This is a genomic window from Nocardia heshunensis (assembly GCF_054782115.1).
The window spans coordinates 425925-448106 of sequence record NZ_BAAGTC010000003.1 but is presented as its reverse complement, the minus strand read 5'-3'; the positions used below and the strand labels follow the sequence as shown (position 1 = coordinate 448106).

Genomic DNA, 22182 nt, shown 5'->3' with positions numbered 1-22182 from the left:
ATCGCGGAATGGAATTCCGTCACACTTGTGTTGTGAAAACCGTGGGTTTGCGGAATGCGCAACAATCCGGGCACCAGAGTGAGGGTGCCCGGTCTGTTGCTGTGTCCGGACCGGCGGGCGACGGGCACACCCGGGAAGCCGTCATCAAGCTCCTGCTGGAGGAGGGCCCGATCACCGCGACCGCCATCGGCGAGCGGCTGGGCCTGAGCCCCGCGGGTGTGCGTCGACACCTGGATGCGCTCATCGAATCCGGGGAAGCGCGGGCCACCCGGTCCGCGTCCTGGCAGCAGAAGGGCCGCGGGCGTCCCGCCAAGCAGTTCCAGTTGACGGCCACCGGCCGGGGCAAGCTGGGACACGCCTACGATGACCTCGCCGGAGCCGCCATGCGGCAGATCCGGGAGCTCGGCGGCGACGCGGCCATCACCGATTTCGCACGCAAGCGGGTCCAGGCGATTGTCGCCGGGGTCGGTGAGCTCGCCGGACACACCCCGGCCGAGACAGAGGCCAAGGCGGAGGAGATCGCGGAAGCGTTCACCGACGCCGGATTCGCGGCCTCGACCCGGAAAGTCGGTGCGGGCGTACAGATCTGCCAGCATCACTGCCCGGTTTCGCATGTCGCCGAGGAATTCCCGGAGTTGTGCGCGGCCGAGCTCGAAGCCTTCCGAGAAATTCTCGGGACCCATGTGCAGCGCTTGGCGACCATCGCCAACGGCGACTGTGCTTGCACCACCCACGTTCCCCTTGTAGTACCGCCCGTTGCACAGCCCGCAACGACTTCTACACACGACTCCGGAAGGAGTGCCGAATGACGACGACCACCGACCAGGTGCAGCCGCTGACCCAGGAAGAGACCATCGCGTCCCTGGGTAAGTACGGGTACGGCTGGGCCGACAAGGATGTCGCCGGTGCCAGTGCCAAGCGCGGCCTGTCCGAGGAGGTCGTTCGCGACATCTCGGCCAAGAAGAGCGAGCCCGAATGGATGCTCGACTTCCGCCTGAAGGCACTGCGCATCTTCGACAAGAAGCCCATGCCGAACTGGGGCTCCAACCTCGAGGGCATCGACTTCGACAACATCAAGTACTTCGTGCGCTCCTCGGAGAAGCAGGCGGCCACCTGGGACGACCTGCCCGAGGACATCAAGAACACCTACGACAAGCTGGGCATCCCGGAAGCGGAGAAGCAGCGGCTGGTCTCGGGTGTCGCGGCACAGTACGAGTCCGAGGTCGTCTACCACTCGATCCGCGAGGATCTCGAGAAGCAGGGCGTCATCTTCCTGGACACCGACACGGCGCTCAAGGAGCACCCGGAGCTGTTCCAGCAGTACTTCGGCTCGGTCATCCCGTCGGGTGACAACAAGTTCTCCGCGCTGAATTCCGCGACCTGGTCGGGTGGTTCGTTCATCTACGTGCCGAAGGGCGTGCACGTGGACATCCCGCTGCAGGCGTACTTCCGCATCAACACCGAGAACATGGGTCAGTTCGAGCGGACGCTGATCATCGTCGACGAGGACGCCTACGTCCACTACGTCGAGGGTTGCACCGCGCCCATCTACTCCTCGGATTCGCTGCACTCCGCGGTGGTCGAGATCATCGTGAAGAAGGGCGGCCGCTGCCGCTACACCACGATCCAGAACTGGTCGAACAACGTCTACAACCTGGTGACCAAGCGCGCCAAGGCCGAGGCGGGCGCGACCATGGAATGGGTCGACGGCAATATCGGCTCCAAGGTCACCATGAAGTACCCGGCCGTGTGGATGACCGGCGAGCACGCCAAGGGCGAGGTGCTCTCCATCGCGTTCGCCGGTGAGGGTCAGCACCAGGACACCGGTGCGAAGATGCTGCACCTGGCGCCGCACACCTCCTCGAACATCATCTCCAAGTCGGTGGCGCGCGGCGGTGGCCGTGCCTCCTACCGTGGCCTGGTGCAGGTGAACAAGGGTGCGTACGGCTCGAAGTCGACCGTGAAGTGCGATGCGCTGCTGGTGGACAACATCTCTCGCTCCGACACCTACCCCTACGTCGACATCCGCGAGGACGACGTGACCATGGGTCACGAGGCCACGGTCTCGAAGGTGTCCGCGGACCAGCTGTTCTACCTCATGTCCCGCGGTCTGACCGAGGACGAGGCCATGGCGATGGTGGTGCGCGGCTTCGTGGAGCCGATCGCCAAGGAGCTCCCGATGGAGTACGCCCTGGAGCTGAACCGCCTGATCGAACTTCAGATGGAAGGAGCCGTCGGCTGATGGCCGTCGAGAACGTTGCCGAGGCCGCTGAGGCTCGTACCCCTGCGTTGAACAAGGGCGAGGTCTTCGCCTCGTTCGACGTCAACGCCTTCGAAATCCCTTCCGGGCGTGACGAAGTGTGGCGCTTCACCCCGATGCGTCGCCTGAACGGACTGCACGATGGCACCGCCGTGCGGGACGGGCAGGCGACCGTCGAGGTGACCGCGCCTGCCGGCGTCACCGCGGAAACCGTGGAGCGCACCGACTCTCGCCTCGGCGAGGGCGGCACCCCCACCGATCGTGTTTCCGCGCAGGCGTACTCCGGTTTCGAGCAGGCGACCGTCGTGTCGGTCGCGGCGGAAACCGAAGCGGCCGAGCCGGTTATCGTGACCATTACCGGTCCGGGCGAGGGCAAGGTCGCCTACGGGCACCTGCAGATCCGCCTCGGCAATTTCGCGCGTGCCACCGTGGTCATCGACCAGCGTGGCAGCGGAACCTATGCCGAGAACGTGGAATTCATCCTCGGTGACAGCGCCGCGCTGAATGTGATCGCCGTGCAGGACTGGGCGGATGACGCCGTGCACGTCACCGCGCACCACGCCAAGCTGGGCCGCGACGCCACCCTGCGCCACACCAATGTCACCCTCGGCGGCGACCTGGTGCGGCTCATCGGCAATATCCGCTACGCGGGTCCCGGCGGCGACGCCGAACTGCTGGGTGTGTACTTCGCCGATGACGGCCAGTTCTTCGAGCAGCGCCTGCTGATCGATCACTCGCAGCCCAACTGCAAGTCGAACGTGCAGTACAAGGGTGCGCTGCAGGGTGATCCGACCTCCAGCAAGCCGGACGCGCACACCGTGTGGGTCGGCGACGTGCTGATCCGCGCTGCCGCGGAGGGCACCGACACCTACGAGGTGAACCGCAACCTGGTGCTCACCGATGGCGCGCGCGCCGACTCGGTGCCGAACCTGGAGATCGAGACCGGCGAGATCGTCGGGGCCGGGCACGCCGCTGCCACCGGTCGTTTCGACGACGAGCAGCTGTTCTACCTGCGCTCGCGTGGCATTCCGGAGGAGGTCGCCCGCCGTCTCGTCGTGCGTGGCTTCTTCTTCGAGATCCTGCAGAAGATCACCGTCCCCGAGATCCGGGAGCGGCTCGAGGCGGCCATCGAGGCCGAGCTCGCCGCTGTCGGCGTCTGACCACCAAACTTCCCATCCCGCAAAGGAATCCGAATCCGATGACCACCCTGGAAATCAAGGACCTGCACGTCGAGGTCGCCAACCCGGACGAGACCGGCGAGCCCATCAAGATCCTCAAGGGCGTGAACCTGACCATCAAGTCGGGTGAGACCCACGCGATCATGGGCCCCAACGGTTCCGGCAAGTCGACCCTGTCCTACGCCATCGCCGGGCACCCCAAGTACACCGTCACCCAGGGCACGATCACCCTCGACGGTGAGGACGTGCTGGAGATGTCGGTCGACGAGCGCGCGCGTGCGGGCCTGTTCCTGGCCATGCAGTACCCGGTCGAGGTTCCGGGTGTCTCGGTTTCCAACTTCCTGCGCACCGCCGCCACCGCCATCCGCGGCGAGGCCCCCAAGCTGCGCACCTGGGTCAAGGAAGTCAAGGAGGCGATGGGCGAGCTGGAGATCGACTCCGCGTTCGGCGACCGCTCCGTCAACGAGGGTTTCTCCGGCGGTGAGAAGAAGCGCCAGGAGATCCTGCAGCTGGGCCTGCTCAAGCCGAAGATCGCCATCCTCGACGAGACCGACTCGGGCCTCGATGTCGACGCGCTGCGGATTGTTTCCGAGGGTGTGAATCGTTACAAGGAGCGGGAGAACGGCGGCATCCTGCTGATCACCCACTACACCCGCATCCTGCGCTACATCCAGCCTGACTTCGTCCACGTGTTCGTGAACGGCAAGATCGTCGCCGAAGGCGGCGCCGAACTCGCTGAAGAACTCGACTCGAATGGCTACGTGCGCTTCACCTCCGCATCTGTAGGAGCCTAAATGACCAGCACCCTGGGGACTCTCGACCTCGCCAGGATCAGGGCCGACTTCCCGATCCTGAGCCGGACGGTGCGCGACGGGAAACCGTTGGCGTACTTGGATTCCGGTGCGACGTCGCAACGTCCTTTGCAGGTGCTCGACGCCGAGCGGAATTTCCTGCTCGAACACAACGCGGCCGTGCATCGCAGCGCGCATCAGCTCGCCGAGGAAGCCAATGAGGCTTACGAGGCGGCGCGCGCGGCGATCGCGGCGTTCGTCGGGGTGGGCGCGGACGAGATCGTGTACACCAAGAACGCGACCGAGTCGCTGAACCTGGTTGCCTACGCCTTCTCCGACGACCGATTCCCGCACCGTGTCGGGCCCGGCGACGAGATCGTCATCACCGAGCTCGAACACCACGCGAATCTCGTTCCGTGGCAGGAACTCGCGCGCCGCACCGGTGCGCGCCTGAAGTGGTACGGGATCACCGACGACGGCCGCATCGATCTCGATTCGATCGAATTGTCCTCGGCCACCAAGGTTGTCGCCTTCACCCACCAGTCCAACGTGACCGGTGCGGTCGCGGATGTCGCCGAATTGGTGCGTCGCGCCAAGGAAGTCGGCGCGATCGTGGTGCTGGACGCCTGCCAGTCGGTGCCGCACATGCCGGTGAACTTCAGGGAGCTGGGCGTCGACTTCGCCGCCTTCTCCGGCCACAAGATGCTGGGCCCCTCGGGGATCGGCGTCCTGTACGGGCGGCGTGCGCTGCTCGAGGACACCCCGCCGTTCATCACCGGCGGCTCCATGATCGAGACGGTCTACATGGATCACTCGACCTTCGCCGCGCCGCCGCAGCGGTTCGAGGCGGGCTCGATGATGATCTCGCAGGCCATCGGCTTGGGTGCTGCCGTCGAGTATTTGAACAAGATCGGCATGGATGCCGTTGCGGCGCACGAGCATTCACTCGTCGGCGCGGCCCTGGACGGTCTCGGCGCGATCGACGGTGTGCGCATCGTCGGCCCGACCGAGAACGCGAATCGTGGTGGCGCGGTGTCGTTCGTGGTGGACGGGATCCACGCGCACGATGTCGGCCAGATCCTCGACGATCAGGGCGTCGCCATCCGCGTCGGCCACCACTGCGCGTGGCCGCTGCACCGGTACTTCGGTGTCGCCGCGACCGCGCGCGCCTCGTTCGCGGTGTACAACACCCTCGACGAGGTCGATCAGCTGGTTTCCGCGGTGCGGAAGGCCCAGAGCTTCTTCGGAGTTGCATAGACCATGCGCATGGAGCAGATGTACCAGGAAGTCATCCTGGACCACTACAAGCACCCGCACCACCGAGGGCTGCGCGAGCCCTTCGGCGCGGAAGTGCACCACGTCAACCCGACCTGCGGTGACGAGGTGACGCTGCGCGTACACATCAACGACAACGGCGATGTGGCCGACGTGTCCTACGACGGGCAGGGCTGCTCGATCAGCCAGGCGTCCACCTCGGTGCTGGCCGACCAGGTGATCGGCCTGCCGTTGCAGCAGGCGCTGAAGGTGGTCGAGTCGTTCGACGAGATGATCACCTCGCGCGGCACCGTCGAGGGTGACGAAGAGGTGATCGGCGACGGCATCGCGTTCGTCGGCGTCTCGAAGTATCCGGCCCGAGTGAAGTGCGCGCTGCTGGGCTGGATGGCGTTCAAGGACGCCGTGGTGCGGATAGCCTCGGCGGAGGAAGCCAAGAAGACGATGGGTAACGGGGAGTAGAGATGAGCGAATCCGAGCAGCAGGCCGTCGAAGCGGCCCCGGTCGAGTTGACCCCCGAGGAGATCCAGCACCTCGAGGACATGGAGGAGGCGATGCGCGACGTCGTCGACCCCGAACTCGGCATCAATGTCGTCGACCTCGGCCTGGTCTACGGCCTCAAGTTCGAGGACGGCATCGCCAAACTCGATATGACCCTGACCTCCCCGGCCTGCCCGCTGACCGACGTCATCGAGGACCAGTCCCGCAACGCCCTGGTGCGCTCCGGCCTGGCCGAGGACTTGCAGATCAACTGGGTCTGGATGCCCCCGTGGGGTCCGGACAAGATCACCGACGACGGCCGCGAACAGCTCCGCGCGCTGGGCTTCACGGTCTAACCAGAAACCCCGCAACACCTTTCGACGGTGGGGACCGATCCGACAACGGATCGGTCCCCACCGTCGTTCCAAGCGATTGTCGGATATCACATCCGCACCTACGCCTTGATCACCGACGAACTGACCGATGTCCGAGTCGGATTCACCCTGGCCGGCGCCCTCGACCCGGTCAACCTGACCCGACTGAGCGAACTCCGGAATTCGTGACGCCGTCGATCGAATCGTGGAGTGGTTAGAGTGCTGCCGGGTCGTCGGATCGGCCCGAGTGGGCATCGAGCGGTGGGAGACGGACCGGGTATGGGGTTGTTGGGTGGGGTTTTCGGGCTTTCCCGGGAGAAATTCGCGAAGCAGGCGTTGGCGGCGGTCCGGGGGAGCCGGGACATCGTCGACGCCGAGATTGTCGCCGACCATTTCGGCATCGTGTTCGACCATGCCGGAGGCGAATCCGCGCTGATCGAGCTGGAGCCGTACTACGCGCGTGCGGCCGCCGTCGATCGCGGAGGGCGTGAGCGGGTGCTCCGCAGTCTGACGGCGGCGTTGCGGCCCTTGGTTTCCCGGCCTCGGACCTGGTCGGAGGCCGCCCCTGCGCTGCGTACGGTGGTGCGGCGCATCGGCTATGGATGTCTGCCCGGCATTGATCCGGGGCAGTGGCCGGTGTCGCGGCCGCTGGTGCCGAATCTCGTGGAGATGCTGGTGCTGGACCGGCCGACGACCATGAGCTATGTCTCCGCCGATGTGCTGGCTGGATGGAGCATTTCGGCCACGGAGGCGTTTGCGGTGGCCCGGCAGAATCTGGCGGGGCAGGGCCGAGAGTTTCTCGTCGGCTTCACGCCGGAGACACCGGTGCTCGAGCAGATATTCGATGCGGCGGACGGGCTGAACTACGTCGGCTCGATGCCGCTGATCCCAGGCTGGATGACAGCGCTCGGCGACAGGCTCCCCGGTCGGCCGATCGTCTTCCTGCTCCAGCAGGCCGGCCTGGTCATCGCGGATAACACTGCGCCGCAGGGGCTTCCGTACCTCCTGGACATCTCGGAGGACGTCTACAGCCGTGCGGACCGGCCGATCTCGCCGCTGCCGTACACGATCGACGAGCGGGGCGAGCTGATCCCGTACGACGTCCCCGCCGATGCGCCCGGCTGGGATGAGTTGCGCTATGCCGAAAGACTTCTCGCGTTCGCCGTGTGTGAAGACCAAGCCGACCTGATTCGAGCGGCACAGACGAGTGCAAGCGACCTCGCCGAATACCCGGCACCGCTGCTGCATGCGGAACTGCCCGATGGCTCGATGTGCACCACGACAGCCTGGACGGACGGCGTGGAAACCCTACTCCCGAAGGCGGATCTGGTCTCCCTGCAAACCCGCGACCTGTCCACCATTCCCTGGTACACAGCGGATGTGGAGGACTCGATCACCGTCCCCTGGGACGTCCTCGACGAGGCGATCGGCCTGACACCCGCCGACGGCTTCGACCCGCCCCGCTATCGGGTCGGTCCCGGCCATCCCACCGCCGAGACTCTCACCCGCTTGCGCGCCGAGGACCTCGAGGACGAAAGACCCGGTCGCCCATCAGGCGTTGGCGGTGTCGAGGGGGTAGCGGTCGGTGAGGGTGGTGCGGTCGTTGTAGTGGAAGTTGAGGACCAGGTCGTCGGCGATTTGGAATAGTTCGTCGCGGCCCTCGATGGTGGCCACCCATTCCATGGGGAGGGCGTGCAGGCCGTGGAGTGCGCCGATGAGGTTGCCGGCGACCGCACCGGTGGAGTCGGAGTCGCCGGAGTGGTTGACCGCCAGCAGGAGTCCGGCGCGGATGTCGCCGGTGCGGTAGGTGTGCAGGGCGCAGTAGACGGCGATGGCCAGGCAGGTTTCGGCGGTGAAGCCCCGGCCCATGAGCTCCAGGCGCTCAGGGGTGGGGGCACCGAGCTGGGCGGTGGTCAGCGCCGAGGTCAAGGCGGTGACGGTCTCGGCGCTCGCGGGCATCGGGGCGAGTCGAGCGATGGTGTCCTGCAAGGCGTCCGGGAGTTCTCGCCCGGCCAGCACATTGTCGAGCAGGATCGCGAACGCACCGGCGGCGAGGTAAGCGGTCGGGTGGCCGTGGGTGAGCTGCGCGCAATGCATGGCGGTATGGAAGGCGCGATCGGCCCCGAATCCGGCCAGCCCGAACGGCGCGGACCGCATGACGGTCCCGCACCCCTTCGATTTCGGATTCACCGGCCCCGGCTCACCGAATTCCAGCGCGGGAAGGAACTCCTCGGCCTGCCGCCGCAATCCGGTCATGCACGCATTGCCGGGGGCGCGCATGGCATACAGAAACTGTTGCCGCGCAAGCCAGCCATCCGGCTCGGGCCCCGGCCGATCCTGCGTCTGCGTATCCCGCCACCGCAAATACGCCCGCCGCAACACCGGCGCGTAATTCCCACCCGTCGGACACCGCAACAACCCCTCGGCAGTGAACATGGTCATCTGCGTGTCATCGGTAATCTGCTGCGGCGCATCCGGATTGAACCCGGGCAGATACCCCGTCACCCCGGCCGCCCCATGCCGCCCCCGAATCTGCTCCAACGTCAGAAACTCGATCGGCCACCCCAGCGCGTCCCCGACCGCCCCGCCCAGCATCGCACCCCGAACCCGGTCGAACAGCCGCTCATGATCGTCCACCGCACCACCATATTCGGTGGAGTTCCACCGACTTCGATTGAGACACTGTCACCCGTGCGTGAGGTTCGCAGGGAGGTGATCCGGCTCGAGGGCGTGAAGTCCTTGGTCTGGATCGGGGGACGGCTGTTCGACATCGCGGCCGGATGGCGCTCGATTCCCTCGGACGGCGCGCCGGGCTCCACGTTGTACACCCGCTACGGCAGCCAATTCGATGCCGCCGCCATCTCACCCCGCGGCGACGTCGTCGCACTGACCGCGACGACCGGGACCAAGGCCCTGCTGATGACCGCGCGGGGCAAGCTGATCCGCGAGGTCAACCGCAGCTACTACTGCGCTCAGGCGTATCGATACCCGTTGGCGCTGTTCACCCTTCCGGATGGTCGCACCGGCCTGGCGCACTGCCCCGAGGACTACAACCAGCTCGAGCTCGAGATCGCCGCCACTGGTGAACGTCTCACCACCCGGTCCGACCGCGATCCCGACGACTTCTTCCACTCGCGGCTCGATGTCTCGCCCGACGGCCGCTTCCTGCTCAGCGCGGGGTGGATCTGGCATCCGGTGGACGCGTTGTCGGTCTTCGACCTGCATCGCGCGCTCACCGACCCCGCCGAGCTCGACACTGCCAGCGACCCGGAGCAATTCGGGGCAACCGATGTGGGCGGCGCGTGCTTCGCCGGCGATGACATTGTCATCGGGACTTCGTCGGAGGCGGGCGTGGAGGGAGAGTATGGATTCCTCGCGCCGAATACGCTTGCACGTTGGTCTTCGGCGACCCGATCCGTGACCTGGCAGCGGCAACTCGGCCATCCCGCCGGTGATCTGGTGCGGATGGGCACGAATGTCCTGTCGCTATACCAGCATCCGCGCCTGTTCGACGCCACCAGCGGTGAACTGATCGCGCAGTGGCCCGACCTGCCGACGGGCGAAGCGGAGAGTTCGATCGTCGGCACAGCCCATTTCTCGGGTCCCGCGCGGATCGCGGTCGACGAAGGGCGTCGCTGTTTCGCGGTCACCGATGGGGAGCAGGTCACCGTCGTCCATCTCGGCTAGCGGGCTACCGTGAGGCATGGCTTTGCGGACCGAGTTCACGGAGATGTTCGGTATCACGCATCCCATCGCGTGTGCGCCGATGGGTGGGGCGGCCGGTGGGGCGCTGGCGGCGGCGGTGTCGGAAGGCGGGGGATTCGGGTTGATCGGGGGCGGCAGCGGCAATCCGGAATGGGTCGAGCGCGAGTTGGCGATTGTCCGGGAGCGGACCGAGAAGCCTTGGGGGATAGGGTTTCTAGCCTGGGGTGCGAAGGTCGAGGTGGTGCGGCGGGCGTTGGAGTTCGGACCGCGCGCGGTACTGATCTCGTTCGGGGATCCGCGGCCGTACGTCGAGGTGATCCGGGCAGCCGGGGCGAGGCTCATCGTCCAGGTCACCGATATGGCCGAGGTCGATCAGGCGGTCGCGGTGGGTGCCGATGTGATTGTCGCGCAGGGCACCGAGAGCGGCGGGCACGGTGCCCGCCGGGGCCGGTCGACACTGTCCTTCGTGCCCGCGGTGATCGATCGTGTCGGCCCGACTCCGGTCCTGGCCGCCGGTGGCATCGCCGACGGACGTGGACTGGCAGCGGCGCTGGCGCTCGGCGCGGCGGGCGCCCTCGTCGGCACCCGCTTCCAAGCCAGTCTCGAAGTAGTCGGAGACCCCTTCGCAGGTAAGGCCATCGTCGAGGCCGAAGGCGAGAACACCGAGCGCAGCGCCCTACTCGACATCGTGCGCGATTCGGCCTGGCCGCCGGAGTACACCGCCCGCACTCTTTCGCACCCGATCCTCGACCGCTGGCGCGGCCGCGACGACGAACTGGCCCGCGACACCGAAGCCAAACGCGCCTACGCTCAAGCCGTCGCGAGCGGTGAGCTGCCCCAAACCGTGTGGGCGAGTGAGGCAGTCGATCTCATCGGCAGCCTGGAACCGGCAGCCGATCTGGTCGCCGCGCTGGCGGCGGATGCCGAGGCCGCGCTGCGCCGGGCGACGCGTCACTGACGACGGGAGCGTCCGGCCCGAGGTGCGCGCGAGTCCCCGGCCGGTCGTACTCGAGAACGGCCGGTACCTGCCCGTAGGATTCCCCGGTGACCTATGACGACTTCGACGGATTCGAGCATCTCGACACCACCACCTTGCCGGAGCGACAGCAGCGAATTCTGTGCACGATCCGGGATTGGGTGCAGCGGCACGGGTATTCGCCGAGCACCCGCGAGATCGGGGATGCGGTCGGACTGAAGTCTGGTTCTTCTGTTTCGCGGCATTTGCGCGAATTGGAGGAGCGCGGGTTCCTGAACCGTAGTGAATCGGTGACCCGGCCCATGGATGTGCGGATGTTCCTGAAGGCCTCCGCCCCGACGCGGCAGCACGACGAGAACTCGGTGCCGGTCCCCGTGGTCGGCGATATCGCGGCCGGTACACCCATCCTCGCCGAGCAGCACACCGACGACGTGCTGTCGCTGCCGCGCGAGCTGGTCGGCCGCGGCACCGTCTTCGGCCTGCGGGTACGCGGTGATTCGATGGTCGACGCCGCCATCTGCGACGGCGACATCGTGGTGGTGCGTCAGGAGCAGGAAGCGCACACCGGTGAGATCGTGGCCGCCATGATCGACGGCGAGGCCACGGTGAAGGTGTACCGCCGCAGCAATGGCCACGTGTACCTCGAACCACGCAATCCGGCTTATCCGGTCATCGATGGCGATCGCGCCCAGGTGCTCGGTAAGGTCGTCTCGGTCATGCGGCGAGTCTGACTGTCTGGCATGATGACGCCCGTTATCACCTTCCATCCCCGGGAGTATCGAATGTCGTTGCTGCGCAAGGCCGGTTTGGGCCTCGCCGTTACGTCGATGGCCGCGATGGGCACCGTGGCCGCAGGACCCGCCTCCGCGGCGGACGGCGATCCGGTCTTCACCGCTGCCTCCGGTGACCTGTACGGCGCGCTGGCGCTGTCCAAGAGCACCGGAAATGTCGCATATGCCGTGAATTACGGCAGCTGGGACGGCGCGGACGGCGCCGCGGTCGAAAAGTGCGGTGGCGGCGACTGTGCCGTCGTCGTGCATTTCGCCAATGCGTGTGGTGCCGTCGCTCAGGGCGCCGACACCCGGTTCGGCTGGGCCTGGGCCCCGTCCAAGTCGGAGGCCGAATCCTCGGCCATCAATGTGCTCGGCAAGAGTGCCCCGGGCTTCCCGGACACCGGTTCTTCTTCGCCGCGCCAGGCCAAGGTCATCCTGTCGGCTTGCACGGACAACGCGAGCTGACAATCGGCGAATCATCTCGGCGTCGCATCGGATCATTCCGGTGCGGCGCTGATTTGTTTGCCGGAGTCCGTTTTCCAGCAACACGCCCGACCGGCCGGGGATGATTTGCCGGTGGACGACATCACCTACGAGGACACCCGGTTCGCCCTGCACGCCGCAGCCGAACTGCTGATCGCCGGTCCGCAGTACCGCCGCTTCGGCAGCATTCGCATGCGCATCGTGCTGGGCGGCTTCGCCGGGGTCAAATGGCCGGTGTCGGTGACCGGCACCGATCTGGTGTGGCCGCAGGGCCGCATTCGCTTGCACGGCACCTACAGTGACCTCGCCCTGAGCGCCGGATACGAGGCCGACGCCCCACCCGCGGGCCTCTACTCCGACGGCACCCGGATGGATCCGGACGAACCCTTCACCCTGGACAACGACGCCGCCACCGCCGTGCACGACTGGTTCGCGGTGGGGGACACCGCTTTACGCCGATTTGCCGAAGAGCAGCCGGTGCTGTGGCCCGAGCACTTCGATCTGTCGGTCGCCGTGGACGAGGTGAATTACGGTGTGTCGCCAGGGGATTGGGACAATCCGCAACCCTATGCCTATGTCGGGCCGTGGACTCGGCGCCGTGGCGAATTCTGGAACGCGTCGTTCGGGGCGATGCGGCTGCGTTCGGAGGCGTCCACCGTTGAGAGCCTGCTGGAATTCTTCCGTGAGGGGAGAGCTCAAGCGGCACGCGACAATTGACGCCGCGCGGCTAGGCGGGCGGCACGTGTGCCTTCAGGACGTCGCCGTTCTCGGTGCCCAACAGCAGCAGCCGATTGTCGTTGGGGCTCACCGCCACCGAGGTCAGTGGCTCGATCGAGGCGAGGGTACAGCTGGTGTGCGAGACCGGATCCGCGCGCACCAGTTGGCCGCTTCCCGTTGCGACATAGAGGAATCCGCCCGGGCCGACCGCCATGTCATCGGGCAGCAGCGGCGGGGTGAGCGGTGCGGCCGCCAGGTCGACGGCCACGGACGCTTGTGCGGGATCGGCGATCGGCACGGTGACGATCCGCGCGGTCGGACTCTCCAGCAGGGTCACGTACAGCACATCGCCGACCGCGACGATCCCATCGGCCCCGGAACCCAGGGCCGACAGCGCCTTCCCGGCGCGCTCGGTCCACTCGGTGTCCAGGGTCCCGTCGCGGCGGATCCGTTCGACCGTGTTCGAGACGCTGTCGGCGACATAGAGATTCCCGTCGCTGTCGAACGCCGCCCCGTTCGCCTGACCCAGGCCCGACACGAATACCTCGGGTTGCGGGACGGCGGCATTGGGGTCGAATCGGAGCACGCCACCCTGCCTGGCGGCACCACTGATCGGGGAGTTGCCGAAGGTCACGTACAACAGACCGTCCGGGCCGAGTCGGACCGCGCCCGGGCTCGTCACCGGCACGCTCGTCACGACCTGGCCGCGATTGTCGTTGTCGTACTTCTCCACGACATTGCCGAAGTTCCGCGCCACCCAGAGGGCGCCGCTGGCATCGAATCCGAGATTCTCCGACCAGTCCAGCAGCGGCGTGCGGCTCGGCAGGCCCATGAGGAACTTGGCGGGGGAGCAGGAAACCGCTGGCGCGCCGGGGGTTTCGGGAGCGGCGGCCGCCGGAACGGCGAATGCCGCCGAGCCGAGCAGCAGTGCGATGACTCCCGTGATCCGCCCCCTGCGATCCGATTGCGGCACAGCGGCTTCCGGTCGCCGACGCGGCATCACGGTCTTCCCTTCGTTGGGCGATGATCAACCGGTAGCGTAAACCGCCTGGTCTGCTCCGGCAATGCGCCCGACCGGTCCCGGAACTAGCGGGCGGGCCGCCCGTGTCGCCCGTCTCCGGCAATGCGTCCGCGCCGGATCAGATCCCGCTTGGTGCCGGGCCCGAGCGTCACCTGCTCGTCCTCCCCGGCCAGCGCCTCGTCCGGATTGGGCCGCACGAACAAGGTGACCGTGGTGCCCTCGGTGAACCCGTTCTTGCGCATCATCCCCGCCGAGGCCGCATTGTGCAGCTCCACATCCGTGACGATGCGGCGCGCACCGTGCTTGAAAAGCAGGTCGCAGCAGGCCGTCATGAGCTTGCCCGCCACCCCGCGCCCCTGCATGTCCGGCGAGACGGCGATCCACTCCAGGTACGCCCAGTCCTCACGCAGCTCGAATTCCATGGAGGCCAGCACGAATCCGACGACCCGATCCGAATCCACCGCCACCCAGCAGGACTTGCCCGCACTGTCGAGATGCTCGGCGACCGAGGTCAGCGACCACGACGTGTAGGGCTTGGCGTGGGTGTCGAACACCTGGTAGCCCAGATCGATGACCTGACGCAGATGCCCGAGCCCCATGGGGACGATGGCGATATCGGATTGGATGGATATGTCGGATTCCATGCCCGACAGTTTGCCAGGTGAGTGCTGACTGACCTGGGACCCTCCGGGTACGGACACGGCGTGCGGGCCGTGCTATCACGCGCCCTTGCGCGCCTGCTTGGCCGGAGCCTTCTTCGCGGCCTTCTTGGCGGGTTCCTTCTTCGCGGTTGCCTTGGCGGGCGCCGCGGCCTTGGCGGCCTTCGCGGGCGCTGCGCCACCCGTCTTGCGTCCCGAAGCCTCCAGACTGCGCTGCAGCGCCGCGACCAGGTCGACGACCTCGGCATCCATCTCCGGCGCGGCCGCCTCGGGCGCCCGGGTGACCTTGCTGCTGCCGCTGGCGATCGCCTCGTCGAGCAGCTTCTTCAGCTCGATCTGGTATTCGTCCACGTAGAGCCCGGGATCGAAATCATCCGACAGCGTGTCGACCAGCGTCTCGGCCATCTGCAGTTCCTGCTTCTTGGGCTCGGACACATCCTCCAGCTTGTCGAACGCCACCGACCGCACCTCGTCCGGCCACAACAGCGTCTGTAACACCAGCACCCCGTCGCGCACCCGCAGCGCCCCCAACCGCGTCTTCTGCCGCAACGTGAAATGAACCAGCGCCACCCGATCCACCCGCTCCAGGGTCTTCGCCAGCAGCACATACGCTTTCGGCGTCGTCGAATCGGGTTCCAGATAGTAGCTCTTGTCGAACAGAATCGGATCGATCTGTTCCGACGGCACGAATTGCAACACTGGAATTTCGTGCTTCTCCGCGGCCGGCAGTTTGCTGAAGTCCTCGTCGGTGAGTATCACCCGATCCCCATCGGGCGACTCATAAGCCTTGTCGATATCCGAATACTGCACCGGCTGCCCATCCACCGTGCACACCCGCTCATACCGAATCCGCCCGCCATCAATGGCATGCACCTGGTGAAACTTGATGTCATGGTCCTCCGTGGCGGTGTAAACCTTCACGGGAACATTCACCAGCCCGAACGCGATGGAGCCCTTCCAAATGGACCGCATTGTCCGATCCTACGTCTGACGGCGTGTGCTGGTGGGCAACACACCGCCGACCTGTGGTTTCGGGTCGAGGAGAGGTAGCGGTCGCGCGTCGGCGTCAGAAGCCCAGTTTGTAGCGCCATTTCTGGGCTTGGGCGAAGGCGCGCTCACCGGCGCTGCCCCGCGGGGGCATGATGCCGAGTTGCTCGAGCATCTCGGCGAGATTCCAGATCGACCGGCACTGGGAGATCAGGCCGCCACGGAATTGCCAGATGTCCAGTACCAGTAGGTCGATGGACTTGCCCGTAGGAGCGAATCCGGGTGGTTCGATCGGTCCCCGGTTTGTTCCGGTCATTCGCCACGGCACGATCGCGATGTCCGCGTTGCCGGTGATGGCCGGTGGGAAGGGGCTGGCGTGCGAGAGATCGGGAAAGGTCCGCACGGTGTTGTCGACGAACTCGGCCAGCGCTCGGCGGCCCCGGGCGGGTTGAGAAATCGAGGGTTCACTCCAGATGACATCTTCCGCGGCGTATTCGGTGACCGCTTTTCCGTCCATGGACTTCCACGCGGCGGCGTAGTTTTCAACGAATTCGCTCAGCCATTGCTGACTCTCGATCCGATCGGATGTGGGATCGGCTTCGAACATACCGGTCGTTGCGTTTATTAGAGATTTCACAGATACTCCTTCTCCCTGGCTTATCCAGAAGCACACAGGGTGACGGTTACGAGTGGGTTATGTATCCCCGAGTGATAACGCGGGTACTCGGACGCGCGAAAAGGAGTCGAACACAAGACGAGTAGTCGACCTCTCACGACGCCACGCCTCCTGCTCCGCAGACTTGACGGCGTACCGTGAGAATCACGATGTTCGGCCCGAGACCGCACACTTCCGGGGGGAAATCGATGAAAGAACAGGCACGAATCGGACAAAGTACACCGCTCATTGTCAATACACTCGGCGTGCTCGATATACAACTGCACGGCAAGCCGGTCCTGCGATGGCCCGCGGGCCGTTCGCGCAGTTTGTTTCTGTACCTGCTGTTGCACCGGAATCAGCGGGTCACCACGGATCGGCTCTATGACGCGCTGTGGCCGGAGACCGCCCGGCGTCCGGGCGGCAGCTCGCTGAAAGTCGCTTGTCACGGGGTACGCCAGGCGCTCGGCGCGGTGCGTGACGAGTCGGGGCCGATCCGGTTGCGCTACCACGAATTCGGCTATGTGCTGGAGATCGACGAGGTCCGGTTCGATGCGGACGACTTCATCCGGCTGGTGCAATCCGGATCGCACGCGGCCAAGGCGGGCAACTGCTGGATCGCGCGCCGGGACCTGACGGGGGCCATGCAGCTCTACCGCGGCGACTATCTCGAGAGTGACACCGCGGATTGGGCCATAAGCTATCGCGAGTATTTGAAATCCATGGCCCTGTGCGCATTACAGGAATTGCAGCGGATCGCCGAGGATGAAGACGATATCGCGCAGGTGATTTCACTCTGTGTTCGAATCATCGATTTGGATCAGTACCATGAACCCAGCTATCAAAAGCTGATGGCGCTCCACGGTGAGCGTGGCGAATTGGAGCGAGCGTACAGCTGGTTTCGGCTGTGTGCGGAGCGCCTGCGCGAGAACCTCGGTGTGGAACCGTCGGTCGAGACGGTTTCCCTATTTCGCCGAATTTTTGCTACACCGGTGGATTTCCATGCTTGCGCGGAAGGAATTCAGCATGCTTACGACCGAGCATGCGCAAACCGCGGATCAATGTCGCTCGGGTATCGGCGGGATCGATGACATCGTCGACGAGACCCCGTTCGGCCGCGTAGTAGGGGTGCACGAGTTCGGCGCGGTACTGCTCGACCAACTGTTCCCGGACCGCGCCGGGGTCGTCCGCCGCCTCGATCCGACGGCGGAAGATGATGTTCGCCGCACCCTCGGCGCCCATGACCGCGATCTCATTGCTCGGCCACGCGTACGCGAGATCGGCTCCGACGCTTCGTGAATCCATCACGATGTACGCACCGCCGTACGCCTTCCGCAGCACCAGCGAGATCCGGGGAACCGTGGCATTGCAGTACGCGTACAGCAGTTTGGCCCCGTGCCGGATGATGCCGCCGTGTTCCTGGTCGATGCCGGGCAGGAAACCGGGTACGTCGACGAGAGTGACGAGCGGGATATTGAAGGCATCGCACAGCTGCACGAAACGCCCGGCCTTCTCACTGGCTCGGATATCGAGCGCCCCCGCCTGCAGCAGCGGCTGATTGGCGACGAATCCGGCCACGCCACCACCGAGCCGGGCGAAGCCCACGATGATGTTCCGCGCCCAGTGGGCGTGCACCTCCATGAACTGGCTGTCGTCGACGATCTCCTCGATAACCTCTCGCATGTCGTAGGGCCGGTTGCCCTCGACGGGCACCAGGTCCGACAGCGCTCCCCGTCGATCGACGGGGTCGTCGCACGGTTCCCGCGGCGGCATTTCGTGATTGTTCGACGGCAGCAGGGTCAGCAGGAAGCGCACGTCCTCGAGGCAGGAATGCTCGTCGTCGTAGACGAAATGGGCGACACCGGAGACGCCCGCGTGGACATCGGCTCCGCCGAGCTCATCATGGGTGATCCGCTCGCCGGTCACCGCGTGCACGACATCGGGTCCGGTAATGAACATCTGCGCGATACCGCGCACCATGAAGACGAAGTCGGTCAGTGCGGGTGCGTAGGCGGCCCCGCCCGCACACGGCCCGAGCATCACACTGATCTGCGGAATGACGCCCGATGCCTTGGTGATTCGCTGAAAGATGCCGCCGTATCCGGCCAGCGCGGTGACACCCTCCTGAATTCGCGCGCCCGCGCCGTCATTGAGCGAGACCAGGGGGCGCCCGGCCGCGATGGCCATATCCATGATCTTGTGAATCTTCTGCGCATGCGCCTCACCGAGTGCACCACCGAAGATTCTGAAGTCATGGGCGTAGACGAATACCGTTCGGCCGTACACGGTTCCCCACCCGGTGACGACGCCGTCGGTGTACGGCTTGTCGTCCTCGAGCCCGAATCCGGTCGCGCGGTGCCGGCGTAGTGATTCGATCTCGGTGAACGAATCCTCGTCCAGCAGTAGATCGATGCGCTCGCGCGCGGTCATTTTGCCCTTCCGATGCTGTCTTTCGGTGGCGCCGGTGCCCGGGCCGTTGCGGGCGAGTTCCTTCAGCTCGCGGAGTTCGTCGAGCTGATCGGCTTCCCGGATGGTTCGTTGGGCGTGCATGGATCTTCCTTCCCCCCGGAGTGATCGGTACGTCGCGCCCACGGCGGACGCGGCAACCACCAATTGGCAGTTCCCATGACCTTCACCAGCGCCGGCACCAGCAGCATGCGGACGACGGTGGCGTCGATGACGATGGCCAGTGCCATACCGAGCCCGGCCACCTTGATCAGGCTCACATCCGAGAACGCGACGGCCCCCGTGACGATGGTGAGCAGCAGCGCCGCCGCGGTGATGATCCGCCCGGTCCGCGAAACCCCGGTCCGCACAGCGTCTTCGATCGTGCCGCCCCGCCGGTGTTCCTCCATCATGCGGGACATGAGAAACACCTCGTAGTCGGTGGACAACCCGAACACCGCGCCGATCACCACCACCAGAGCGGGAAACGGCAGCGCCGCGGCACCCAGAAAACTAGCGCCGTGCCCCTCCTGAATGAGCCAGATCAGCCCGCCGATGGTCGCGCCCAGACTGATCATCGCCATGGCTACCGCCTTGAACGGCAAGATGATCGAGCGGAATGCCGCGAACATCACCACCAGCGTCGCACCGAGCATGACCGAGAGCATGAGCGGGAAGCTGTGCAGGACCGCCGCGTCGCTGTCGGTGCTGATCGCGTTCTGACCGCCTACCAGGACGGTGGTATCGGCCGGAGCCTCGACCCGACGCAGCGCCGTCACGGTGTCTCCCACCGCGGCGGTGAAGTCCGGTGTCGACAGCACCACGTGCAACAGCACCAGGTCCCCGCCCTGTGCCTGCCGGAGCACGAATTTCACGCCCTCGCACCGTTGTACGGCGGCCATTACCCGGCTGACGGCCTGTTGTGACGGCGCGGCTCCGCCGGTACCGCGAACGACCACCGTCACCCCGTCCGTGGCATTGGGGAACTCGTCGGTCAGGGTGGACTGTGCGACGCGGACGGCGCTGTCGCCCGGTAGGCCGTTGATGTCGATGCCGACCGGCCGGATGCCCAGCAGCGGAATGCTCAACAGCAGCAGGACCCCGGCCACCGCGGATGCGATCACCAGGGGGCGGCGCATGACTCGATCCGCCATACCGCCCCAGAACCGGATCGATCGTTGCTCACCACGCTGAACGGCACCGCGCCGCCAGGGCAGCGCGTCGACGCGGTCTCCGAGCAGCGCCAGCGCGGCCGGGACCGCGGTGAGCGAGAGCAGTGCGGCAATATCCACCGCGGCCATCGCGCCGAAGCCCAGCGACCGCAGCATGGAGATGGGTGCGGCCAGCGCACCCGAGAAAGCACAGGTCATCAGTAGCGCCGAGAAGGCGATCGAGCGGCCCGCCGTCCGGATGGTGTGCTGCGCCGCCTCGACGGGTGTGCGCCCGCGGCCGAGTTCCTCGCGGAACCGGCCGACCATGAGCAGCCCGTAGTCGATGGCGAGGCCCAGGCCCAGCACCGAGGCCACGTTCATGGCGAACGCGCTGACATCGGTGAAGTTCGAGATCAGTCGCAGCGCGCCCAGCGCACCGAAGATGGTGAGCCCGCCGACGATCACCGGAAACGATGCCGCGACAAGGCCGCCCAGGATGAACAGCAGCAGGATCAAGGTGAGCGGAATCGCCACCATCTCGGCGAGCGTGACATCGTGTGTCGACGCGGTGTTGTAGTCGTCGGTGAGCGCGCTGAAACCCGTGAATTGCGTGCGGATTCCGGGCACGGCCAATTTCGGGGCCCATTCCCGGTAGACCTTCAACTGCGCGGCATCGTCGCCCCGCAAGGTCAATACCGCCAGGCCTTTCGACCCGTCGGTCGAGATCAACGCCGAGCGCCGAATCGAATCCGTTGTCGTCCAATAGGACTCGATAGGCTTGGACAGCAGCTCGGCGGGAACGCTGTCGAGTCGCTCGAGCACCTGTGCCCGGATGTCCTCGAGCGACTTGCCGGAGGGCGCGGTGTAGATCACCACGACATCGGGCGTCTGACGGCCGACCTCGGCTTGGATCAGCGCATCCGCCCGCGCGGACTGACTGCCGGGATCGATCTGCCCGGCCAGATTCAGCCGGTCGAGCACCCCCAGCCCCCAGAATCCGCTGATCAGCACGGCAAGCACGGCCACCGCGACGGTCAGTCCCGGTCGTGCGGTCGTCAGACGGGCCCACAGCTCCATACCGTTATCCGCCTATCGCGTGAACCACTCTGGCGAGCGCGGCGACGCCGGCCTCCAGCTGGTCCGTGGTGTGCTCGCTGGTGGCGAAGAAGCGCAGTCGTTCCTCGCCGTCGGGCACCGCCGGGGCCACGATGGCACTGACATTGATGCCCTCCTCGATCAGCTTTGCGGAGATGAGCGGCGCACGTCCCCCACCGCCGAGCAGGACCGGGACGATGGGGGTGCCCTGCGCGATGCCGGTCTCGAACCCGCTGTCCGTCACCAGCTTCCAGAGCGTCTCCCCGTTCTCGCGCAGGCGCTGTACCCGTTGCGGCTCGGCCGCCAGCACATCGAGCGCGGCCAGTGCCGCGCCGATCGCGGCGGGGGCCGGGCCGCCGGTGAACATGCTCACTCCCGGTCCGGCGTATTTGAGCGCCATCATGAGATCGCGATTGCCGGCGAGGAATCCACCGCAGCTGCCCAGCGCCTTGGACAACGTGCCCATCCAGATATCCACGGCATCGCCCGGCAGCCCGTACAACTCGCGAACCCCATGTCCCAACGCGCCGAGGACACCGAAGGAGTGCGCTTCGTCGACCATGATGACGCAGTCGTATTTCCTTGCCACCTCGATGAGTTCGGGCAGCGGCGGAATATCGCCCTCCATGCTGTAGTGCCCTTCCAGCACCACCAGCGCCCGCCCGGCGGTGCGCCGCGACATGCGCAGCACCGCCTCGAGCGACGCCGGGTCATTGTGCCGGAAGTTGACCCGGCGGCAGCCCGCCCACCGGGTGCCCGCGATCAGGCTGTTGTGCGCCAGCGAATCACAGACCGCGATGTCCTTGGGGCCCAGCAGGAATCCGATGGTCGCGGCATTGGTGATGTATCCGCTCGTCGTCACGACGGCGTCGTCGACGTCGTAGATCTCGGCGAGGCGGCGCTCGATCGAGGCGTACAGCGGGATCTCCCCGGACACGACCCGGCTGGCCGACACCGAGGTGCCATAGGTGTCGATGGCCTGCTTCGCGGCCTCGCGAACTCGCGGCTCACCCGTCATGCCCAGATAGCTGTAGCTGCTGAAATTGAGCAGTTCACGGTCGTACTTGCGCACGGTCGTCGCATTGAGACCCTGGTGCGGTTCGAGATACGGATTGAGCAGTCCGATACTGGCCACGTGGGAACTGAATTCCATTCGGTGC

At 66.1% G+C, this 22182-nt stretch carries 23 protein-coding genes; 15 read left to right on the top strand and 8 right to left on the bottom strand.

Translation table 11 applies throughout. The annotated features are described in order from the left end of the window. The first annotated feature begins 8 nt into the window (after positions 1–8). The 9 genes from ACYVN4_RS08835 to ACYVN4_RS08795 all read left to right on the top strand — a co-directional run bounded on the left by ACYVN4_RS08835 (position 9) and on the right by ACYVN4_RS08795 (position 8002). Positions 9–809 carry a helix-turn-helix transcriptional regulator gene (locus ACYVN4_RS08835; protein ID WP_460719106.1) on the top strand — a complete coding sequence of 267 codons (801 nt, stop codon included), beginning with the start codon at positions 9–11 and terminating at the stop codon, positions 807–809. Next, a complete protein-coding gene (gene sufB / locus ACYVN4_RS08830; protein ID WP_379363210.1) occupies positions 806–2242 on the top strand; it encodes a Fe-S cluster assembly protein SufB in 1437 nt (478 codons plus the stop codon). The genes ACYVN4_RS08835 and sufB overlap by 4 nt, the downstream gene beginning before the upstream one ends. Beyond that, positions 2242–3420 (top strand): Fe-S cluster assembly protein SufD, encoded by a 1179-nt coding sequence (gene sufD, locus ACYVN4_RS08825; protein ID WP_460719103.1) that lies wholly within the window; start codon positions 2242–2244, stop codon positions 3418–3420. Before sufB ends, sufD begins: the two co-directional genes overlap by 1 nt. Positions 3421–3458: 38 nt before the next feature. Next, a complete protein-coding gene (sufC, locus tag ACYVN4_RS08820; RefSeq protein ID WP_460719101.1) occupies positions 3459–4232 on the top strand; it encodes a Fe-S cluster assembly ATPase SufC in 774 nt (257 codons plus the stop codon). Continuing rightward, positions 4233–5486, top strand: coding sequence for a cysteine desulfurase (locus tag ACYVN4_RS08815; protein ID WP_460719099.1), 1254 nt, complete (start codon positions 4233–4235; stop codon positions 5484–5486). Positions 5487–5489: 3 nt separating this feature from the next. After that, entirely contained in the window at positions 5490–5963 is a 474-nt protein-coding gene (sufU, locus tag ACYVN4_RS08810) for a Fe-S cluster assembly sulfur transfer protein SufU (RefSeq protein WP_460719097.1), read from the top strand. Positions 5964–5965: 2 nt separating this feature from the next. Further along, positions 5966–6337 carry a metal-sulfur cluster assembly factor gene (locus ACYVN4_RS08805; protein ID WP_379363201.1) on the top strand — a complete coding sequence of 124 codons (372 nt, stop codon included), beginning with the start codon at positions 5966–5968 and terminating at the stop codon, positions 6335–6337. Positions 6338–6364: 27 nt separating this feature from the next. Then, positions 6365–6544, top strand: coding sequence for a hypothetical protein (locus tag ACYVN4_RS08800; protein WP_460719095.1), 180 nt, complete (start codon positions 6365–6367; stop codon positions 6542–6544). A 90-nt stretch (positions 6545–6634) separates the two neighbouring features. Further along, complete coding sequence (locus ACYVN4_RS08795) at positions 6635–8002, top strand: DUF1444 domain-containing protein (RefSeq protein WP_460719093.1); 1368 nt, start codon at positions 6635–6637, stop codon at positions 8000–8002. Here the strand turns inward: ACYVN4_RS08795 and ACYVN4_RS08790 are convergent. Then, the gene (locus ACYVN4_RS08790) at positions 7907–8992 is read right to left on the bottom strand and encodes an ADP-ribosylglycohydrolase family protein (RefSeq protein ID WP_460719091.1); all 1086 of its coding nucleotides are present in this window, start codon (positions 8990–8992) and stop codon (positions 7907–7909) included. The genes ACYVN4_RS08795 and ACYVN4_RS08790 overlap by 96 nt on opposite strands. Positions 8993–9046: 54 nt before the next feature. Between ACYVN4_RS08790 and ACYVN4_RS08785 the strand changes: the two genes are divergently transcribed. The 5 genes from ACYVN4_RS08785 to ACYVN4_RS08765 all read left to right on the top strand — a co-directional run bounded on the left by ACYVN4_RS08785 (position 9047) and on the right by ACYVN4_RS08765 (position 13009). Further along, a complete protein-coding gene (locus ACYVN4_RS08785; protein ID WP_460719089.1) occupies positions 9047–10042 on the top strand; it encodes a hypothetical protein in 996 nt (331 codons plus the stop codon). A gap of 16 nt (positions 10043–10058) precedes the next feature. Then, positions 10059–11018, top strand: coding sequence for a nitronate monooxygenase (locus ACYVN4_RS08780; RefSeq protein ID WP_460719087.1), 960 nt, complete (start codon positions 10059–10061; stop codon positions 11016–11018). Positions 11019–11104: 86 nt separating this feature from the next. After that, positions 11105–11767 (top strand): transcriptional repressor LexA, encoded by a 663-nt coding sequence (lexA, locus tag ACYVN4_RS08775; protein WP_460719085.1) that lies wholly within the window; start codon positions 11105–11107, stop codon positions 11765–11767. Between the two features lie 9 nt (positions 11768–11776). Continuing rightward, positions 11777–12274 carry a DUF4189 domain-containing protein gene (locus tag ACYVN4_RS08770; protein WP_379363190.1) on the top strand — a complete coding sequence of 166 codons (498 nt, stop codon included), beginning with the start codon at positions 11777–11779 and terminating at the stop codon, positions 12272–12274. 111 nt (positions 12275–12385) lie between these two features. Beyond that, the gene (locus ACYVN4_RS08765) at positions 12386–13009 is read left to right on the top strand and encodes a hypothetical protein (RefSeq protein WP_460719083.1); all 624 of its coding nucleotides are present in this window, start codon (positions 12386–12388) and stop codon (positions 13007–13009) included. Between the two features lie 10 nt (positions 13010–13019). On the opposite strand, the gene ACYVN4_RS08760 is transcribed toward ACYVN4_RS08765, so the two are convergent. From ACYVN4_RS08760 to ACYVN4_RS08745, 4 genes are all read right to left on the bottom strand, one after another. Then, complete coding sequence (locus ACYVN4_RS08760) at positions 13020–14009, bottom strand: NHL repeat-containing protein (RefSeq protein WP_460719081.1); 990 nt, start codon at positions 14007–14009, stop codon at positions 13020–13022. 86 nt (positions 14010–14095) lie between these two features. Next, entirely contained in the window at positions 14096–14674 is a 579-nt protein-coding gene (locus ACYVN4_RS08755; protein ID WP_379363184.1) for a GNAT family N-acetyltransferase, read from the bottom strand. A gap of 75 nt (positions 14675–14749) precedes the next feature. Then, a complete protein-coding gene (gene ku, locus ACYVN4_RS08750; RefSeq protein ID WP_460719078.1) occupies positions 14750–15661 on the bottom strand; it encodes a non-homologous end joining protein Ku in 912 nt (303 codons plus the stop codon). Positions 15662–15755: 94 nt separating this feature from the next. Then, positions 15756–16313: an ester cyclase gene (locus ACYVN4_RS08745; protein ID WP_460719076.1), complete on the bottom strand. Its 558-nt coding sequence runs from the start codon at positions 16311–16313 to the stop codon at positions 15756–15758. 227 nt (positions 16314–16540) lie between these two features. Between ACYVN4_RS08745 and ACYVN4_RS08740 the strand changes: the two genes are divergently transcribed. Beyond that, positions 16541–17422 carry an AfsR/SARP family transcriptional regulator gene (locus tag ACYVN4_RS08740; RefSeq protein ID WP_460719074.1) on the top strand — a complete coding sequence of 294 codons (882 nt, stop codon included), beginning with the start codon at positions 16541–16543 and terminating at the stop codon, positions 17420–17422. Here the strand turns inward: ACYVN4_RS08740 and ACYVN4_RS08735 are convergent. From ACYVN4_RS08735 to ACYVN4_RS08725, 3 genes are read right to left on the bottom strand one after another with little or no spacing between them, the layout of a single operon-like run. Continuing rightward, positions 17316–18881 carry an acyl-CoA carboxylase subunit beta gene (locus ACYVN4_RS08735; protein ID WP_460719072.1) on the bottom strand — a complete coding sequence of 522 codons (1566 nt, stop codon included), beginning with the start codon at positions 18879–18881 and terminating at the stop codon, positions 17316–17318. The genes ACYVN4_RS08740 and ACYVN4_RS08735 overlap by 107 nt on opposite strands. Continuing rightward, positions 18824–21004, bottom strand: coding sequence for an MMPL family transporter (locus tag ACYVN4_RS08730; RefSeq protein ID WP_460719070.1), 2181 nt, complete (start codon positions 21002–21004; stop codon positions 18824–18826). Before ACYVN4_RS08730 ends, ACYVN4_RS08735 begins: the two co-directional genes overlap by 58 nt. A 4-nt stretch (positions 21005–21008) precedes the next feature. Next, a complete protein-coding gene (locus ACYVN4_RS08725; RefSeq protein WP_460719068.1) occupies positions 21009–22157 on the bottom strand; it encodes an aminotransferase class I/II-fold pyridoxal phosphate-dependent enzyme in 1149 nt (382 codons plus the stop codon). Between the last annotated feature and the right edge of the window lie 25 nt (positions 22158–22182).

Bases quoted from the DNA above. Each gene is read 5' to 3' on its own strand.
- ACYVN4_RS08835 (WP_460719106.1), top strand. From the start codon at position 9: ATGGAATTCCGTCACACTTGTGTTGTGAAAACCGTGGGTTTGCGGAAT.
- sufB (WP_379363210.1), top strand. From the start codon at position 806: ATGACGACGACCACCGACCAGGTGCAGCCGCTGACCCAGGAAGAGACC.
- sufD (WP_460719103.1), top strand. From the start codon at position 2,242: ATGGCCGTCGAGAACGTTGCCGAGGCCGCTGAGGCTCGTACCCCTGCG.
- sufC (WP_460719101.1), top strand. From the start codon at position 3,459: ATGACCACCCTGGAAATCAAGGACCTGCACGTCGAGGTCGCCAACCCG.
- ACYVN4_RS08815 (WP_460719099.1), top strand. From the start codon at position 4,233: ATGACCAGCACCCTGGGGACTCTCGACCTCGCCAGGATCAGGGCCGAC.
- sufU (WP_460719097.1), top strand. From the start codon at position 5,490: ATGCGCATGGAGCAGATGTACCAGGAAGTCATCCTGGACCACTACAAG.
- ACYVN4_RS08805 (WP_379363201.1), top strand. From the start codon at position 5,966: ATGAGCGAATCCGAGCAGCAGGCCGTCGAAGCGGCCCCGGTCGAGTTG.
- ACYVN4_RS08795 (WP_460719093.1), top strand. From the start codon at position 6,635: ATGGGGTTGTTGGGTGGGGTTTTCGGGCTTTCCCGGGAGAAATTCGCG.
- ACYVN4_RS08780 (WP_460719087.1), top strand. From the start codon at position 10,059: ATGGCTTTGCGGACCGAGTTCACGGAGATGTTCGGTATCACGCATCCC.
- ACYVN4_RS08770 (WP_379363190.1), top strand. From the start codon at position 11,777: ATGATGACGCCCGTTATCACCTTCCATCCCCGGGAGTATCGAATGTCG.
- ACYVN4_RS08760 (WP_460719081.1), bottom strand. From the start codon at position 14,009: ATGCCGCGTCGGCGACCGGAAGCCGCTGTGCCGCAATCGGATCGCAGG.
- ACYVN4_RS08755 (WP_379363184.1), bottom strand. From the start codon at position 14,674: ATGGAATCCGACATATCCATCCAATCCGATATCGCCATCGTCCCCATG.
- ku (WP_460719078.1), bottom strand. From the start codon at position 15,661: ATGCGGTCCATTTGGAAGGGCTCCATCGCGTTCGGGCTGGTGAATGTT.
- ACYVN4_RS08740 (WP_460719074.1), top strand. From the start codon at position 16,541: ATGAAAGAACAGGCACGAATCGGACAAAGTACACCGCTCATTGTCAAT.
- ACYVN4_RS08735 (WP_460719072.1), bottom strand. From the start codon at position 18,881: ATGCACGCCCAACGAACCATCCGGGAAGCCGATCAGCTCGACGAACTC.
- ACYVN4_RS08730 (WP_460719070.1), bottom strand. From the start codon at position 21,004: ATGGAGCTGTGGGCCCGTCTGACGACCGCACGACCGGGACTGACCGTC.